The sequence below is a fragment of the Uruburuella testudinis genome, assembly GCF_022870865.1.
Classification (GTDB): Bacteria; Pseudomonadota; Gammaproteobacteria; order Burkholderiales; family Neisseriaceae; genus Neisseria; species Neisseria testudinis.
The window spans coordinates 1659174-1673724 of sequence record NZ_CP091508.1 but is presented as its reverse complement, the minus strand read 5'-3'; the positions used below and the strand labels follow the sequence as shown (position 1 = coordinate 1673724).

Sequence of the window (14551 nt, the reverse complement as noted above, 5' to 3'; positions counted from 1 at the left end):
ACGGCCTGATGTTATTTAGGATGCCTTGGCCATTCGATTTATACCCATTCGCAAAAATCATCTAACGGCGTTGGCTGGCCTGAACTCGAAGAGGACTGGTTTCGCTAAGGTGCTGAAGCGCCAAGCCAACCAGCCCCCACTACTTGTACCGCCTTGTTAGCTTACTTTTGTGAATGGGGTATAAATCGAATGGTCAGGGCACCTTATGCGGCCGATAATTGTTGGCTGGCGGTGATAAATTCCTGTTGTTTAGCTTTGGCTTTACCGGAGTCGATCGCTTCGCGAGCCGCAGCTACGCCGTCTTCCAGCGAGTCGGTAACGTTGCCGGCATAAATTGTGGCGGCGGCATTCAGCAAGACGATATCGCGGGCGGCTCCCGGTTCGCCGTTGAGCACACTTTGCATTTTCATGAGCGATTCGCGGCTGTCGGATACTTTGATATCGTCGAGATTAGCGTAAACAGGAATGCCGAAATGCTCGGGGTGGATGTCGAACTCACCGATTTTGCCGTTTTTCAATTCGGCGACACGGCTGTTGCCGGTGATGGTGATTTCATCCAGGCCATCACTGCCGTGCACCACCAAAACATGCTCCGAACCCAATTGCTGCAATACGCGCGACAAAATACCGACCAAATCAATATGAAATACACCCAACACCTGATTGGGCGCGGCAGCGGGGTTGGTCAACGGGCCGAGAATATTGAAGATGGTGCGGACGCCGAGCGCTTTGCGTACCGGCGCCACATGGCGCATGCTGCTGTGGTGGTTGGGGGCAAACATAAAGCCTATGCCGGTTTGATCGATGCAGGTGCCCACTTGTTGGGGGGAGAGCGAGAGTGAAGCGCCCATTTGTTCCATGATGTCGGCGGCACCGCTGGAAGAAGAAACCGAGCGTCCGCCGTGTTTGGCTACTTTGGCACCGGCGGCTGCGGCAACAAACATAGCGGTGCTGGAAATATTGAAGGTATGGGCGCCATCACCACCGGTGCCCACGATGTCGACGAGATTGCGTGTGTTTTGCACCGGCACGGCTGCGGCAAACTCACGCATAACCGCAGCGGCCGCGGCAATTTCAGACACACTCTCCACTTTGATGCGCAAACCGGTAAGAATGGCGGCAATCAGCTCCGGTGCCACTTCGCCGCGCATAATTTGGCGCATCAGGTCGCTCATTTCGTCGTAAAAAAGCTCATTATTGTCAATCAGCCGGCTAAGGGCTTGTTGGGGGGTAATCATGATGGTTCCCTTGTTTGGATGAATAGAATACGACTGTTGTTATACCAAATCACAAAAATAACCTAACAGCGTTGGCTCGCCTTGCCGTACTAGCTGTACTGTCTTCGGCTCGCCGCCTTGTTAGCTTACTTTTGTGAATGGGTATTATCGTGAAACTACGCTGATTCTATGGTTGCGGCACCGAATTTGTTTCCATATTTTCGAGAGCCGGATTGATATGCTTTTTCACGATGTTCCAACGGTTTATCAGGCTGCGGCTGTTGGAAAATTTTTAAATTCCAGCAGAAAATTATTCAACATATCATGTCCGTATTCGGTCAGCAGTGCTTCCGGGTGAAACTGCACGCCTTCTATGGGATGGTGTTTGTGGCGCACCCCCATAATTTCGCCATCGTCGGTTTGGGCGGTGATTTCAAGGCAGTCGGGCAGGCTGCTGCGTTCGATAACCAGGCTGTGGTAGCGGGTGCAGGTAACCGGATTGGGCAGGCCGGCAAACATGCCGCTGTTGTGGTGGGCGACCGGCGACACTTTGCCGTGCATCAGGGTTTGAGCGCGGATAATTTTGCCGCCGAAGGCTTCACCGATGGCTTGATGGCCGAGGCAGATACCCATCATCGGTATTTTGCCGGCAAAGTGCTGAATCGCAGCCACAGAAATGCCTGCCTCTTTGGGTGAGCAGGGGCCGGGGCCGATAACCAGGTATTGGGGATTTAATGCGGCAATTTCTTCAAGCGTGATGTCATCGTTGCGGCGTACTGCCACTTCTTCGCCCAGCTCGGCAAAATATTGAACAATGTTGTAGGTAAAGCTGTCGTAGTTATCAATCATGAGAAGCATGGCGTTTCTTTCGCAATGGCAGGGGTGTCGGTTGGGACGTTTGTTGCTCTGTAAGCACGTTATTTGACTGGAAAGCCGTTAGGCGCTTGCTGCCGTGCGCCCGGCAGCAAGAGGCCGTCTGAAAAAAGATTATAGCGTTTTTAGCGCACAATGTTTAGATTATCAGGGTTGTTGATAAATGCCCACATGGCTTCTTCCGACTGAAACATGGTGTTGCGGACCACATAATAAAGCTCGCGCTTAACCCGGCTGTCGGGCAGACGGCGCACAACGCGCATGCCGCAGCTGTGGGCGGCCATTTCGAGTATTTTGGCGGCAAAGTGCGGTTGGTGCAGGCGCGGCACAGCCATCGGGTGGCGCTCGATATACCGGTTTAGCGCTTCGCTGCTGTCTTGGTATGTGCGGCCTTTTTGATCGATAAACACGATGGTAAAAGGCATGCGTTTCAGATAATCCATCATTCATAAATTCCAATAAACGGATGTGGTAAATATATAGCGGAATAATCTGCGATTCAATACCAATCTGCACCAGTATTCATGCACAAAAGTAAGCTAACAAGGCGGCGAGTCGAAGACAGTGCAGTTGGCACGGAGCCGGTCGGCTTGGCGCTTCGGCACCTTAGCGAACCGGCCCACTTTGAGCTCAGGCGAGCCAACGCGGTGAGATTATTTTATGAATGGGAACGTATGCTGCCCATCATCACCGCCCGCAGCTATACCGAATGGGTGTTGGTTGACACCGGCTAAGTGTTTGCCGATAGGTTGAGGCCGTCTGAAAACGGTGGAAGCGCAGTTTCAGGCGGCCTTGTTTTAATGAAGTTGCGGGGGACGGTTGATAATGCAGGCGTAGCGCGGGCTCTGCCCGAGAGCTTTCTGCCTGTATTGTCTGCGGTCTGCCGTCTCATCAGCTTGTTTTTGTGAATGATATAAGGCCGTCTGAATGCTGTGGTTCAGACGGCCTTAGGGTTTTCTGATGATTGAATGAGTGTATCGACCCGCAGATTTTTGTTTCTAAACATGCAGATTGCAGCAGATACGTTTTCAGAAGCACAAAGCACCCGTCAATCGGATTATCGCTGAAAAGCACAGGATTGCTCAGCGGTAGCGCGGTATCACTTTGGCGCTTAACGGCAGGTGATCAGACAATAATTGCCATTGTTTTTCTTTATGAATTTGCGCATCCAGCACATCAAGATTGCGGGTGTAGATACGGTCGAGGCTCAACAGCGGCAGGCGGGCAGGGAATGTTTTCGGGCGTTTGCCGTTGGCGTTGACAAATACTTCTTGCAAATCCAAGGCATTGCCGAGTGAAAGGCAGGATTTTTGACGCCAGTCGTTGAAGTCCCCCGCAATAATCAGCGGGCTCATCGGATCAACATGTTTACTCACATATTCAAAGATGGCCTGATATTGTTTCATCCGGTCAGGCTCGCGCAGATTCAGATGGGCGCACAGGCAAACCAGCGGAAACGGCCAACCTTCGGGCTGGATTTCGCAATGCAATACGCCTCTCTGTTCAAGTTTGTTGACGCTGATGTTTAGGTTGTTACGGGTTTCGATCGGCAAATGGCTGAGAATGGCGTTGCCGTGATGGCGCTCCGGGTAGGTGGCGTTTTTGCCATAGCTGCTGTTAAACGATAAATATTCGCTCAAAATATCGTAGTGCGGCTGGCTGGGAAAGGCGGGGAGTTTGAGTTTTCGGCGCAGGTTTTCGCCTTGCACTTCCTGCAAAAACAAAACATCTGGCTTTAACGCCTGCAACGCTTCTGCCATGCTGTCTACCTGCACTTTGCGGTTAAGGGCAGACATGCCTTTATGCATATTGTAGGTGGCGATGACAATGGGAGAAGGGCTCATAAATGTGTTCCGTGATAACAAACAACAGAAATTATTATAGCAACATCTTCAACATGTGCAGGTAATGATATGAAATTTCAATGTTTGAATGATGACGGCCGTCTGAAAATTATGTATCGGAATGTAAAAATTTGGTGGAAATTTTTCGAATGAATATTAGGCTGTCCTGACAATTCATATATCATCATCTTTTTTGCGATAAAAGCACATCTGCTGCGTTAAAAAGCCTCGCAAGATGTCCAATCTTGCTGCGTTTTTTGCCTTGCATCTGCATTTTCAGGAACAAAAATCCCCTCATAAACGACACATCAGGACACCCTAGGCCGTCTGAAAAGTTGGTGCATTTGCCAAACCCTTTCAGACGGCCTTTTGATGTTAACTTCTCAATGAAGCGAATACATCGAAATAAGTGGGAAAGGTTTTATGTGTGCATTTCGGGTCATTAATTACCACGGGTACACCGAGCAGTGATACCAAAGAAAAACACATGGCGATGCGGTGGTCGTCATAAGTGTCGATTTCGGCATCGGCAGTGAGTGCGGCAGGCGGGGTGATGTGAATGGCTTCCGCCTCTTCAACCACTTCTGCGCCCACTTTGCGTAATTCGGCGGCCATGGCGGCGATGCGGTCTGTTTCTTTAACACGCCAGCTGCCGATATTGCGCAAAGTGCAGGGCGCGCCTGCGGCCAATGCTACTACGGCCAAGGTCATGGCAGCGTCGGGGATGTGGTTGGCATCCAAATCAAAAGGCCGGACAGCTGTGCCTTCTGCGCGGGAAACTTCGATAAAGTCATCACCCCATATCACCGTTGCGCCGATTTTTTCAAGCTCGTGTGCAAAGGCCACATCGCCCTGAATACTGTTGCGGCCGATGCCGGTCACGCGGATAGGGGCGCCTGACAGCAGGCCGGCAGCAAGAAAATAAGATGCGCTGGAAGCATCGCCCTCTACGGGTAGCACATCGGGCGCATGGTAGCACGCAGCGGCAGGCAGTTTGAAAATCTGATAATTTTGATTTTCTACAACTACACCGAATTGCGCCATCAGCTTCAAGGTAATGTTGATATAAGGTTTGGAAATCAACTCGCCCACCATGTGAATTTCAAACGCTTCGCCGGTCAGCGGCAGCGCCATCAGCAGGGCGGTCAGAAACTGGCTGGACACATTGCCTTTAATCGGAATCACGCGCACACCATTATCAGTGCGCGTGTTGATTTGCAGCGGCGGATAGCCCTCATTGCCCAAATATTGCACATCGGCACCGGCCAGGCGCAATGCGTCTGCCAAATCGCCGATCGGGCGCTCGTGCATACGTGCCACGCCGTGCAGATGATAATCACCGCCCAATATCGCCAGCACCGCCGTTAACGGGCGGAAAGCCGTGCCGGCATTGCCAAGAAACAAATCGGCTTGGCGGTTGGGAAAAATGCCGCCGCTGCCATAAACTTTCAGACGGCCTTCATCCGTTCTCTCAAATTGCACGCCGAGTTTGGCGAGCGCTTCAAGCATGCGGTCGGTGTCGTCAGACTTTAATAACGAACGGATTTCACAAGTATTGTCAGACAAAGCGGCCAGCAGTAGGGTGCGGTTACTGATGCTTTTGGAGCCGGGAAGGGCTACGGTGGCCGGTTTGAGCGCGGCGGCGGGCAATCGGATAGATTCAGTCATTTACTTTTCTTTATGCAGTCAACCGCACACGGCGGTATGGAGAAAACGGTTAAGAATTGCTATTATGCCAATAATTTTTTCAGTCGAACACATTATATATAGAGATAACGATGGATTTAAACCATAAAGTAATCGCAATCGACGGCCCCAGCGCTTCCGGCAAGGGCACAGTGGCTTCACGGGTGGCCGCGGCGCTGGGTTTTCATTATCTGGATTCGGGTGCGCTTTACCGCCTGACGGCCTTGTATGCACAAAAACAGCATATCGAATGGAACGATGAAACCGGCGTGACAAAACTGGCGCAGTCGCTGCCCATTGTGTTTGAAGGGCAAACGGTGTGGCTGGACGGCGAAGACGTATCCGAAGCCATCCGCACCGAAGCCATCGGTATGGGCGCTTCCGCCGTAGCACAGCTGCCGCAGGTGCGCGAAGCACTGTTACAACGCCAGCGCGATTTTCTGACCAAACAAGGCTTGGTGGGCGACGGCCGTGATATGGGCTCGGTTATTTTTCCCAATGCGGCTTTAAAAGTGTTTTTAACCGCCAGCGCACAAGTACGCGCCGAGCGCCGGGCCAAGCAATTGGGCTCGCCGTGCGAAGGGGTAGCGTTTGAGCGTATTCTCGCCGACATCGAAGCACGCGATGAGGCCGACCGCCGCCGCCCGGTGGCACCGCTGGTGCAGCTGCCCGATGCCGAATTATTAGACACTTCCGAGATGGGGATTGACGAGGCAGTAAAAAAAGTGCTTGATTGGTATGGCAAAAAATAAAATCTGCTGTATAATTCGTATTTATCCCGTTCAGACGGCCTTGTTTTCACAGAGGCCGTCTGAAAATATTATGCAGTAACCGCTTGTTGCGCCAAGGGCAGCAAGCGTTTCCCAACCAGACCCGCACCCCTTGGCGGTGTATCGAAAAGAGTTAGATATGACTATGGAAAATTTTGCCCAGTTATTGGAAGAAAGCTTTACCCTTCAAGAGATGAACCCCGGTGAAGTGATTACTGCCGAAGTGGTGGCAATCGACAACAACTTCGTTACCGTAAACGCCGGTTTGAAATCAGAGTCTCTGATTGACGTAAGCGAATTCAAAAACGCACAGGGCGAGATTGAAGTTAAAGTAGGTGATTTTGTTACCGTTACCATCGAGTCTGTAGAAAACGGCTTCGGCGAAACCAAACTGTCGCGCGAGAAAGCCAAACGCGCTGCCGATTGGATTGCGCTGGAAGAAGCCATGGAAAACGGCGACATCCTTTCAGGCGTAATCAACGGTAAAGTTAAAGGCGGCCTGACCGTTATGATCAACAGCATCCGCGCATTCCTGCCGGGCTCACTGGTTGATGTCCGCCCCGTAAAAGACACCTCACACTTTGAAGGCAAAGAAATCGAATTCAAAGTGATCAAGCTGGATAAAAAACGCAACAACGTGGTGGTATCACGCCGCGCGGTTTTGGAAGCCACTTTGGGCGAAGAGCGCAAAGCGCTGCTGGAAAACCTGCAAGAAGGTGCAGTGGTTAAAGGTATCGTTAAAAACATCACCGATTACGGTGCATTCGTTGATTTGGGCGGCATCGACGGCCTGCTGCACATCACCGACCTGGCATGGCGCCGCGTGAAACACCCGAGCGAAGTGTTGGAAGTGGGTCAGGAAGTTGAAGCCAAAGTGCTGAAATTCGACCAAGAAAAACAACGCGTATCTTTGGGTATGAAACAATTGGGCGAAGATCCGTGGAACGGCTTGGCTCGCCGCTACCCGCAAAGCACCCGCCTGTTCGGCAAAGTATCCAACCTGACCGACTACGGCGCATTTGTGGAAATCGAGCAAGGCATCGAAGGCTTGGTGCACGTTTCCGAAATGGATTGGACCAACAAAAACGTACATCCGAGCAAAGTAGTTCAATTGGGTGACGAAGTAGAAGTGATGATTCTCGAAATCGACGAAGACCGCCGCCGCATCAGCTTGGGCATGAAACAATGCCAAGCTAATCCGTGGGAAGATTTCGAAGCCAGCCACAATAAAGGCGATAAACTCTCAGGTGCTGTTAAATCCATCACTGATTTCGGCGTATTCGTAGGCCTGCCCGGCGGTATCGACGGCCTGGTGCACTTGTCTGATCTGTCTTGGACCGAGTCTGGCGAAGAAGCTGTGCGCAAATACAAAAAAGGCGAAGAAGTTGAAGCCGTGGTATTGGCGATTGATGTTGAAAAAGAGCGCATCTCTTTGGGCATCAAACAGCTGGAAGGCGACCCCTTCGGCAACTTCATCAGCGTGAACGACAAAGGTTCGCTGGTAAAAGGCACTGTGAAATCTATCGATGCCAAAGGCGCGGTGATTGCTCTGTCTGACGAAGTAGAAGGCTATCTGCCTGCTGCCGAATGGTCTAGCGAGCGCGTAGAAGATTTGCGCAACGTGTTGAAAGAAGGCGATGAAGTAGAAGCTGTCGTGGCTACTGTCGACCGCAAAAATCGCAGCATCCGCCTGTCTGTGAAAGCCAAAGATGCCAAAGAAAACCGTGATGCACTCAACTCGGTAAATGCTTCAGCAACAGCCAGCGCCGGCACTACCAGCCTTGGCGATCTGCTGAAAGCCAAGCTTTCCGGTGATCAGGAATAAGGCGCGGTCATGACCAAATCTGAGTTAATGGTTCGTTTGGCAGAAGTATTTGCTGAAAAAAACGGCGCTCAATTGGTCGCCAAAGATGTCGAGTACAGCGTAAAGGTATTGGTAGATACCATGACACGCTCGCTCGCCAAAGGGCAACGGATTGAGATTCGCGGTTTCGGCAGCTTTGATTTGAACCACCGTCCTGCACGAATCGGCCGCAATCCGAAAACCGGTGAAAAAGTGGAGGTGCCTGAGAAGTATGTGCCCCATTTCAAACCGGGTAAGGAATTGCGCGAACGCGTCGATCAAACTTTGCAAAACAACGCCAAGTAGTTTAGTGTGAGAAACGCCGCATGATTGCGGCGTTTTTTTATATTGATACTTTCAGACGGCCTTTTCTCATGAAAATGGTTCGAGGCCGTCTGAAATCCTTTATAATGGCGGACATATTCTCTTTAAGAATGGTTACCATGAACAAGAATAACGACAACCGTTTTATAGCACCAAACTTTACCAACCACAGCCCGTTAACCTGGTATCAGGCAGCCGCACAGCAGCCTGCGTTTATCCGGGATGCCGCGCAAGCCAAAGCAATTGAGTATTTAGACAAGCTTTGGACCGAATTAATGATGTTCAAGCGCAAGCGCAACCGCTTTCTGGGCCGCAGCCTGCGCTCGCCGCAGTTGCCGAAAGGGCTGTATTTTTACGGCGGTGTCGGCCGCGGTAAAAGCTTTTTGATGGATGTGTTTTACGGCTGCCTGCCATACCGCCGCAAACGCCGCGTACATTTCCACGCCTTTATGGCCGAGGTGCACAAACGCATGAAGGCACTCAAAAGCGAAGCAGATCCGCTCAAAGCAGTGGCTTCAGAAATCGCCAAAGAAACGCGAGTGCTGTGTTTTGATGAATTTCATGTCAGTGATATTGCCGATGCCATGATTTTAGGGCGCCTGCTGGAAAATTTGTTTGAAGACGGCGTGGTGTTGGTGGCCACTTCCAATTACGCACCTTCCGAGCTGTATCCTCAAGGGCAGAACCGCAGCAGTTTTTTGCCGACCATTGCATTGATTGAAGAAAAATTAACCACTTTGAATGTGGATGGCGGCGAGGATTACCGCTTGAGAACTTTGCGACCGGCTGAAGTATTTTATGTGCCGGCAAATGAGGAAAACGAGCAAAAGCTTGCAGAATTATTTGCCCAAATGACGCATGGGACACAAAAAAAGCCACAAACCATCAGCATTCACGGCCGTGAGCTGATGTGTAATGCCCAAGCCGACAAGGCTATTTGGTTTGATTTCCGTGTGCTGTGCTTCGGGCCGCGATCCCAGGCAGATTATCTTTATCTGGCTGAGCGCTATGAAATGATATTTGTGTCGGGGATTGAAAAATTAAGCACGGCCGAGCGCGCAGAGGCGCGGCGCCTAACATGGCTGATTGATGTTTTATATGATTTCCGGGTGAAGTTTTGTGCCACCAGCGAAGTGGCGGCTGAAGAAATTTATATAGAAGGTGATTTTGCCAATGAATTTGTACGCACAGTCAGCCGCATGACCGAGATGCAGTCGGAAGAGTATTTGGGGTTGCCCCATCTGACTTTGTCGGAGTTGAAGAAAAAAAGCCATTACGGTTAACAAAAATACAAGGAAACTTGTTAGAATACGCAGCGGTTTTTTACTGAACAAATATTTAAGGAAAATAAATGGCCATTGAGCGCACTATTTCAATTATCAAACCCGATGCCGTTGCTAAAGACGTTATCGGCCAAATTTACAGCCGTTTTGAAAACAACGGCTTGCGTGTCATCGCAGCCAAAATGAAGCATTTGAGCACCAAAGAAGCCCAAGATTTTTATGCCGTGCACAAAGAGCGCCCGTTTTTTGCCGCTCTAGTGGAATTCATGACCAGCGGTCCGGTCATGATTCAGGTGTTGGAAGGTGATAACGCCGTTGCCAAAAATCGTGAGCTGATGGGTGCGACCAATCCGAAAGAGGCTGCCGCCGGTACCATCCGTGCCGACTTCGCCGAATCAATTGATGCCAATGCTGTACACGGCTCGGACAGCGCTGAAAATGCAGCGATTGAAATCGCTTACTTTTTCAGCCAAAGCGAAATCTGCTCGCGTTAACCCGGGTGATTAAAAATCCTTCAGGCTGCCTGAATTTTCAGGCGGCCTATAGGTTTTTAAATTAAATCTGTGGTGATTCTGCATGGTGCGATGACCATAATTTCAGTACAATGCAAAGTGACAACAGCTTTAATTTAAAAGCTTTTCATTATAAAAGAACACATGAAAACCAATTTACTGAATTTTGATTTGAACGGCCTGACCGCCCATTTTGCCGAAATGGGCGAAAAGCCGTTTCGCGCCAAGCAAGTGATGCGCTGGATGCATCAAAGTGGTGCCTGCGATTTCAATGAAATGACCGATTTGGCAAAATCACTGCGTGCCAAGCTGCAAGCCCAAGCCGACATTATTGTTCCCGACTTGATGACTTCGCAAAAATCTTCAGACGGCACCCGAAAATGGCTGCTTGATGTCGGCACCGGAAACGGTGTAGAAACCGTATTTATCCCGGAATCCGAACGGGGCACGTTGTGTATTTCTTCTCAGGTCGGCTGTGCGCTGGAATGCACGTTTTGCTCAACCGGCCGCCAAGGTTTCAACCGAAATCTGACTGCCGCCGAAATCATCGGCCAGCTGTGGTGGGCCAATAAGGCCATGGGGGTAACCCCTAAAAACGAGCGGGTAATTTCCAATGTGGTGATGATGGGCATGGGCGAGCCGTTGGCCAATTTCGATAACGTAGTGACCGCACTGGGTATTATGCTGGATGATCACGGCTATGGTTTGTCGCGCCGTCGGGTAACGGTTTCTACCTCCGGTATGGTGCCGCAAATGGACCGCTTGAAAGATGTGATGCCGGTTGCGTTGGCCGTTTCCCTGCATGCTTCAAATGACGCCGTGCGTGATGAAATCGTGCCGCTGAATAAAAAATACCCGCTCAAAGCGCTGATGGCTGCTTGCCAGCGTTATCTGGTGAAAGCACCGCGTGATTTTATTACTTTTGAATATGTCATGCTTGACGGCATCAATGACAAGCCGCAACATGCACGGGAATTGCTTGAGCTGGTGCGCGATGTGCCCTGCAAATTTAACCTGATTCCGTTTAATCCGTTTCCAAGCTCAGGTTACGAACGCTCCAGTAATGAAAACATCCGCGTATTCCGTGATATTCTGCAACAGGCCGGCTTGGTGGTTACGGTACGCAAAACCCGCGGTGACGATATTGATGCCGCCTGCGGCCAGCTTGCCGGGCAGGTTAAAGATAAAACCCGCCGCCAACAAAAATGGCAGCAGATTTTAATAGAACAACAAGGTTAAGCGATGAAGTTAACAATTTGGCAGCCTTTGTTGCTGGCATTGCTGGTCAGCGCCTGCGCAGGCACCGGTGGTTCAAAACCCAGCACACGTGAGCGCGCAATTGAGGTGTCCAATATCAAAACCCAACTGGCCGTTGAATATATGCGGGCAAAAGATTACCGTCAGGCAACCACCAGCATTGAAGAAGCATTGGTTTCCAACAGCAAAAATGAAAATGCATGGCTGGTGCGCGCCCAAATTTACCAATATCTGAAAGTGCCCGATAAAGCGCGGGAAAGCTTTCTGAAGGCCTTGGCAATTAACCCTGCCAGCGCAGAAACCAATAATAATTACGGCTGGTTTTTGTGCAGTCAGGTAAACCAGCCTGCCGAGTCGATTGCTTATTTTGATACGGCTTTGGCCGATCCTACTTATCCGAATCCACAAGTAGCTTATCTGAATAAAGGCATATGCAGCGCTAAAATGGGGCAATATGCTTTATCGGAAGCTTATTTGGAGCGTTCTTTAGCAGCCGATCCGGGCTTTTTTCCGGCATTAAAAGAGCTGGCACGAACAAAAATGCTGGCAGGCCATTTAAATGATGCAGATTATTACTTCCGTCAGTATCAAAGTAAAATCGATGTGCTGACAGCAGATGATTTGCTGTTGGGGTGGCGCTTGTCGCGATCGCTCGGCAATATGCAGGCGGCTTATGAATACGAAGCCCAATTGCGGGCAAACTTTCCTTACTCTGAAGAATTGCAATCAATTACAACAGGACGCTTGTAATGAGTGATAATAAACGATATAACGAACCCGACAGCACAGTCGATGCAGCAACCGAGTTAGGTGAAAAGCTGCGGATTGCCCGTGAAAAGCGCGGATTTTCCATTGGGGAAGTAGCTGAACGCCTCAAGCTGCCGGCACGCCAGATAGAAGGCTTGGAAAGCGGAAATTACGAAGGGCTGCCCGAATTGGTGTTCGTGCGCGGTTTTTTGCGTACATATGCCCGTTTTCTCGAGCTTGATGATAATGAAGTGGCCGGCTATCTCGACCGCATCATGCCGCAAAGTCGGCACAATGTTTACGCAGCTGAGCGTAAGCATGCCGAATCATTAAATTATCAGCAAACCGAAATTAAAAAATCATTTCCCAAATGGGTTTTCGGCATATTGCTGTTGGCGGCCATTGCCGGTGGCGTTTATGCCTGGCAAAGCAAATCCAATGCCGAAAATGAAAAACAAGCCGACAGCAGCAGCACGGCTTTGAATGAAGTGGCTGCGCCCAATCTTCAGGCCAGCAATGTTTCGGTGGTGGCCATGAGCAGTGATGCCGAGCAAACGATAACGGCTTCTGCCGCCAGCGCACCGTCTGCGGCAGCTTCGCAAGCGGCGTCGGCTGCCGGCGAACCCGTAGCGGCGGCTGATGAGTTGGTGGTTAAGGTTCGCTATCGCTCCAATCTGGTGATTAAAGACAAGGACGGGCAGTTTGTGGTTAACCGGATTGTGCCGGCGGGCAGCGAACACCGCTTTCAAGGCGCGGCGCCCTATGATGTATGGATTGGCTACGCCATTGGCGCGACGGCCAGTTATGGCGGCCAAAATATTGCCGTATCCAACCATATGGTGAGCCAAAAAACCTCATCATTCAAAGCAGGCCAATAATGAGCACGCAAGCACCAATACGCAGGAACACACACCAAGTACAAATCGACCACATTGCCGTGGGCTCTGAATCGCCGGTAATCGTTCAGTCGATGACCAACACCGACACTGCCGATGCAGCAGGCACCGCGCAGCAAATCAAAGCGCTCAGCGATGCTGGCTCGGAAATGGTCCGCATCACGGTAAACAGCCCCGAAGCGGCCGGCAAAGTAGCCGAAATCCGCCGGCGTCTTGATGATATGGGCTGTAACACCCCATTGATTGGCGATTTCCACTTTAATGGCGAGCGCCTGCTGCAAGAGTTTCCGGATTGCGCTAAGGCGTTGTCAAAATACCGCATCAACCCCGGCAATGTCGGCAAGGGGGTGAAAGGCGATGAAAAATTTGCCTATATGATCCGCACTGCCGCAGAGCATGATAAAGCCGTACGCATCGGTGTCAATTGGGGCAGCCTCGATCAAAGCTTGGCCAAACGGATGATGGATGCCAATTTGGCTTCCGCCAACCCGAAATCACCTGATGAAGTGATGAAAGAAGCCTTGATTGTATCGGCCTTGGAATCCGCCCAAAAAGCGGTTGATTTGGGCTTGCCGGAAAACAAAATCATTTTGTCGTGCAAAGTGAGCGCGGTGCAGGATTTGATTCAAGTCTATCGTGATTTGGGTGCACGTTGTCGTTATCCGCTGCATTTGGGCCTGACTGAAGCAGGCATGGGCAGTAAAGGCATTGTCGCATCCACTGCGGCGTTGGCCGTATTGCTTCAAGAAGGCATAGGCGACACTATCCGCATTTCCCTCACGCCCGAACCGGGCAGCCCGCGCACTCAGGAAGTGGTGGTGGGGCAGGAAATTTTGCAAACCATGGGCTTGCGTTCGTTTACACCGATGGTTACTGCCTGCCCCGGTTGCGGCCGTACCACCAGCACAGTTTTTCAAGAGCTGGCACGCGATATCCAGCAATATTTGCGTGAACAGATGGTGGTTTGGCGCGCGCAATATCCGGGGGTCGAAAGTTTGAATGTCGCCGTGATGGGGTGTGTGGTCAATGGCCCCGGTGAGAGCAAATTAGCCGATATCGGCATCAGCCTGCCCGGTACCGGTGAAACACCTGTCGCCCCTGTTTATGTCGACGGTCAGCGCAAAGTCACACTGAAAGGCGACAATATGGCCGCCGAGTTTTTGGCGATTGTGCAAGAATATGTGGAAACCCATTATGGTGAAGGCGGTGCCAAGCGCTCGTCTATCCGTATTATTCCGATTAAAGCCTCATAATCATCAGATGAGGCCGTCTGAATGTTTAATGGTTTTTCAGACGGCC

General features: G+C 50.8%; 14 protein-coding genes. 9 read left to right on the top strand and 5 right to left on the bottom strand.

Annotation, left to right across the window (positions count from 1 at the left end):
* Positions 1-203: 203 nt before the first annotated feature.
* The 5 genes from trpD to aroA all read right to left on the bottom strand — a co-directional run bounded on the left by trpD (position 204) and on the right by aroA (position 5602).
* Positions 204-1238: an anthranilate phosphoribosyltransferase gene (gene trpD, locus LVJ83_RS07665; RefSeq protein ID WP_244783937.1), complete on the bottom strand. Its 1035-nt coding sequence runs from the start codon at positions 1236-1238 to the stop codon at positions 204-206.
* 246 nt (positions 1239-1484) lie between these two features.
* On the bottom strand, positions 1485-2075 hold the full coding sequence (locus LVJ83_RS07660) for an aminodeoxychorismate/anthranilate synthase component II (RefSeq protein WP_244783936.1): 591 nt from the start codon (positions 2073-2075) through the stop codon (positions 1485-1487).
* 140 nt (positions 2076-2215) lie between these two features.
* On the bottom strand, positions 2216-2536 hold the full coding sequence (locus tag LVJ83_RS07655) for a hypothetical protein (protein WP_244783935.1): 321 nt from the start codon (positions 2534-2536) through the stop codon (positions 2216-2218).
* Positions 2537-3172: 636 nt separating this feature from the next.
* Positions 3173-3934 carry an endonuclease/exonuclease/phosphatase family protein gene (locus LVJ83_RS07650; RefSeq protein ID WP_244783934.1) on the bottom strand — a complete coding sequence of 254 codons (762 nt, stop codon included), beginning with the start codon at positions 3932-3934 and terminating at the stop codon, positions 3173-3175.
* 375 nt (positions 3935-4309) lie between these two features.
* Positions 4310-5602, bottom strand: coding sequence for a 3-phosphoshikimate 1-carboxyvinyltransferase (gene aroA / locus LVJ83_RS07645; RefSeq protein WP_244783933.1), 1293 nt, complete (start codon positions 5600-5602; stop codon positions 4310-4312).
* A gap of 110 nt (positions 5603-5712) precedes the next feature.
* Here aroA and cmk point away from each other — a divergent pair, with 110 nt between their 5' ends.
* The 9 genes from cmk (at position 5713) to ispG (ending at position 14505) form a co-directional block, all read left to right on the top strand.
* The gene (gene cmk, locus LVJ83_RS07640) at positions 5713-6372 is read left to right on the top strand and encodes a (d)CMP kinase (protein ID WP_244783932.1); all 660 of its coding nucleotides are present in this window, start codon (positions 5713-5715) and stop codon (positions 6370-6372) included.
* Positions 6373-6529: 157 nt separating this feature from the next.
* Positions 6530-8215, top strand: coding sequence for a 30S ribosomal protein S1 (rpsA, locus tag LVJ83_RS07635; protein WP_244783931.1), 1686 nt, complete (start codon positions 6530-6532; stop codon positions 8213-8215).
* Positions 8216-8224: 9 nt separating this feature from the next.
* On the top strand, positions 8225-8539 hold the full coding sequence (locus LVJ83_RS07630) for an integration host factor subunit beta (RefSeq protein ID WP_244783930.1): 315 nt from the start codon (positions 8225-8227) through the stop codon (positions 8537-8539).
* Positions 8540-8676: 137 nt separating this feature from the next.
* A complete protein-coding gene (gene zapE, locus LVJ83_RS07625) occupies positions 8677-9840 on the top strand; it encodes a cell division protein ZapE (RefSeq protein ID WP_244783929.1) in 1164 nt (387 codons plus the stop codon).
* Positions 9841-9908: 68 nt separating this feature from the next.
* Positions 9909-10334, top strand: a complete 426-nt coding sequence (gene ndk, locus LVJ83_RS07620; protein ID WP_244783928.1) for a nucleoside-diphosphate kinase — start codon at positions 9909-9911, stop codon at positions 10332-10334.
* Positions 10335-10496: 162 nt separating this feature from the next.
* On the top strand, positions 10497-11591 hold the full coding sequence (gene rlmN, locus LVJ83_RS07615; protein ID WP_244783927.1) for a dual-specificity RNA methyltransferase RlmN: 1095 nt from the start codon (positions 10497-10499) through the stop codon (positions 11589-11591).
* Between the two features lie 3 nt (positions 11592-11594).
* Positions 11595-12359: a type IV pilus biogenesis/stability protein PilW gene (pilW, locus tag LVJ83_RS07610; protein WP_244783926.1), complete on the top strand. Its 765-nt coding sequence runs from the start codon at positions 11595-11597 to the stop codon at positions 12357-12359.
* Complete coding sequence (locus tag LVJ83_RS07605; RefSeq protein WP_244783925.1) at positions 12359-13234, top strand: helix-turn-helix domain-containing protein; 876 nt, start codon at positions 12359-12361, stop codon at positions 13232-13234. The genes pilW and LVJ83_RS07605 overlap by 1 nt, the downstream gene beginning before the upstream one ends.
* Positions 13234-14505, top strand: coding sequence for a flavodoxin-dependent (E)-4-hydroxy-3-methylbut-2-enyl-diphosphate synthase (gene ispG, locus LVJ83_RS07600; protein ID WP_244783924.1), 1272 nt, complete (start codon positions 13234-13236; stop codon positions 14503-14505). The genes LVJ83_RS07605 and ispG overlap by 1 nt, the downstream gene beginning before the upstream one ends.
* Positions 14506-14551: the final 46 nt, after the last annotated feature.

Bases quoted from the DNA above. Each gene is read 5' to 3' on its own strand.
- trpD (WP_244783937.1), bottom strand. From the start codon at position 1,238: ATGATTACCCCCCAACAAGCCCTTAGCCGGCTGATTGACAATAATGAG.
- LVJ83_RS07660 (WP_244783936.1), bottom strand. From the start codon at position 2,075: ATGCTTCTCATGATTGATAACTACGACAGCTTTACCTACAACATTGTT.
- LVJ83_RS07655 (WP_244783935.1), bottom strand. From the start codon at position 2,536: ATGATGGATTATCTGAAACGCATGCCTTTTACCATCGTGTTTATCGAT.
- LVJ83_RS07650 (WP_244783934.1), bottom strand. From the start codon at position 3,934: ATGAGCCCTTCTCCCATTGTCATCGCCACCTACAATATGCATAAAGGC.
- aroA (WP_244783933.1), bottom strand. From the start codon at position 5,602: ATGACTGAATCTATCCGATTGCCCGCCGCCGCGCTCAAACCGGCCACC.
- cmk (WP_244783932.1), top strand. From the start codon at position 5,713: ATGGATTTAAACCATAAAGTAATCGCAATCGACGGCCCCAGCGCTTCC.
- rpsA (WP_244783931.1), top strand. From the start codon at position 6,530: ATGACTATGGAAAATTTTGCCCAGTTATTGGAAGAAAGCTTTACCCTT.
- LVJ83_RS07630 (WP_244783930.1), top strand. From the start codon at position 8,225: ATGACCAAATCTGAGTTAATGGTTCGTTTGGCAGAAGTATTTGCTGAA.
- zapE (WP_244783929.1), top strand. From the start codon at position 8,677: ATGAACAAGAATAACGACAACCGTTTTATAGCACCAAACTTTACCAAC.
- ndk (WP_244783928.1), top strand. From the start codon at position 9,909: ATGGCCATTGAGCGCACTATTTCAATTATCAAACCCGATGCCGTTGCT.
- rlmN (WP_244783927.1), top strand. From the start codon at position 10,497: ATGAAAACCAATTTACTGAATTTTGATTTGAACGGCCTGACCGCCCAT.
- pilW (WP_244783926.1), top strand. From the start codon at position 11,595: ATGAAGTTAACAATTTGGCAGCCTTTGTTGCTGGCATTGCTGGTCAGC.
- LVJ83_RS07605 (WP_244783925.1), top strand. From the start codon at position 12,359: ATGAGTGATAATAAACGATATAACGAACCCGACAGCACAGTCGATGCA.
- ispG (WP_244783924.1), top strand. From the start codon at position 13,234: ATGAGCACGCAAGCACCAATACGCAGGAACACACACCAAGTACAAATC.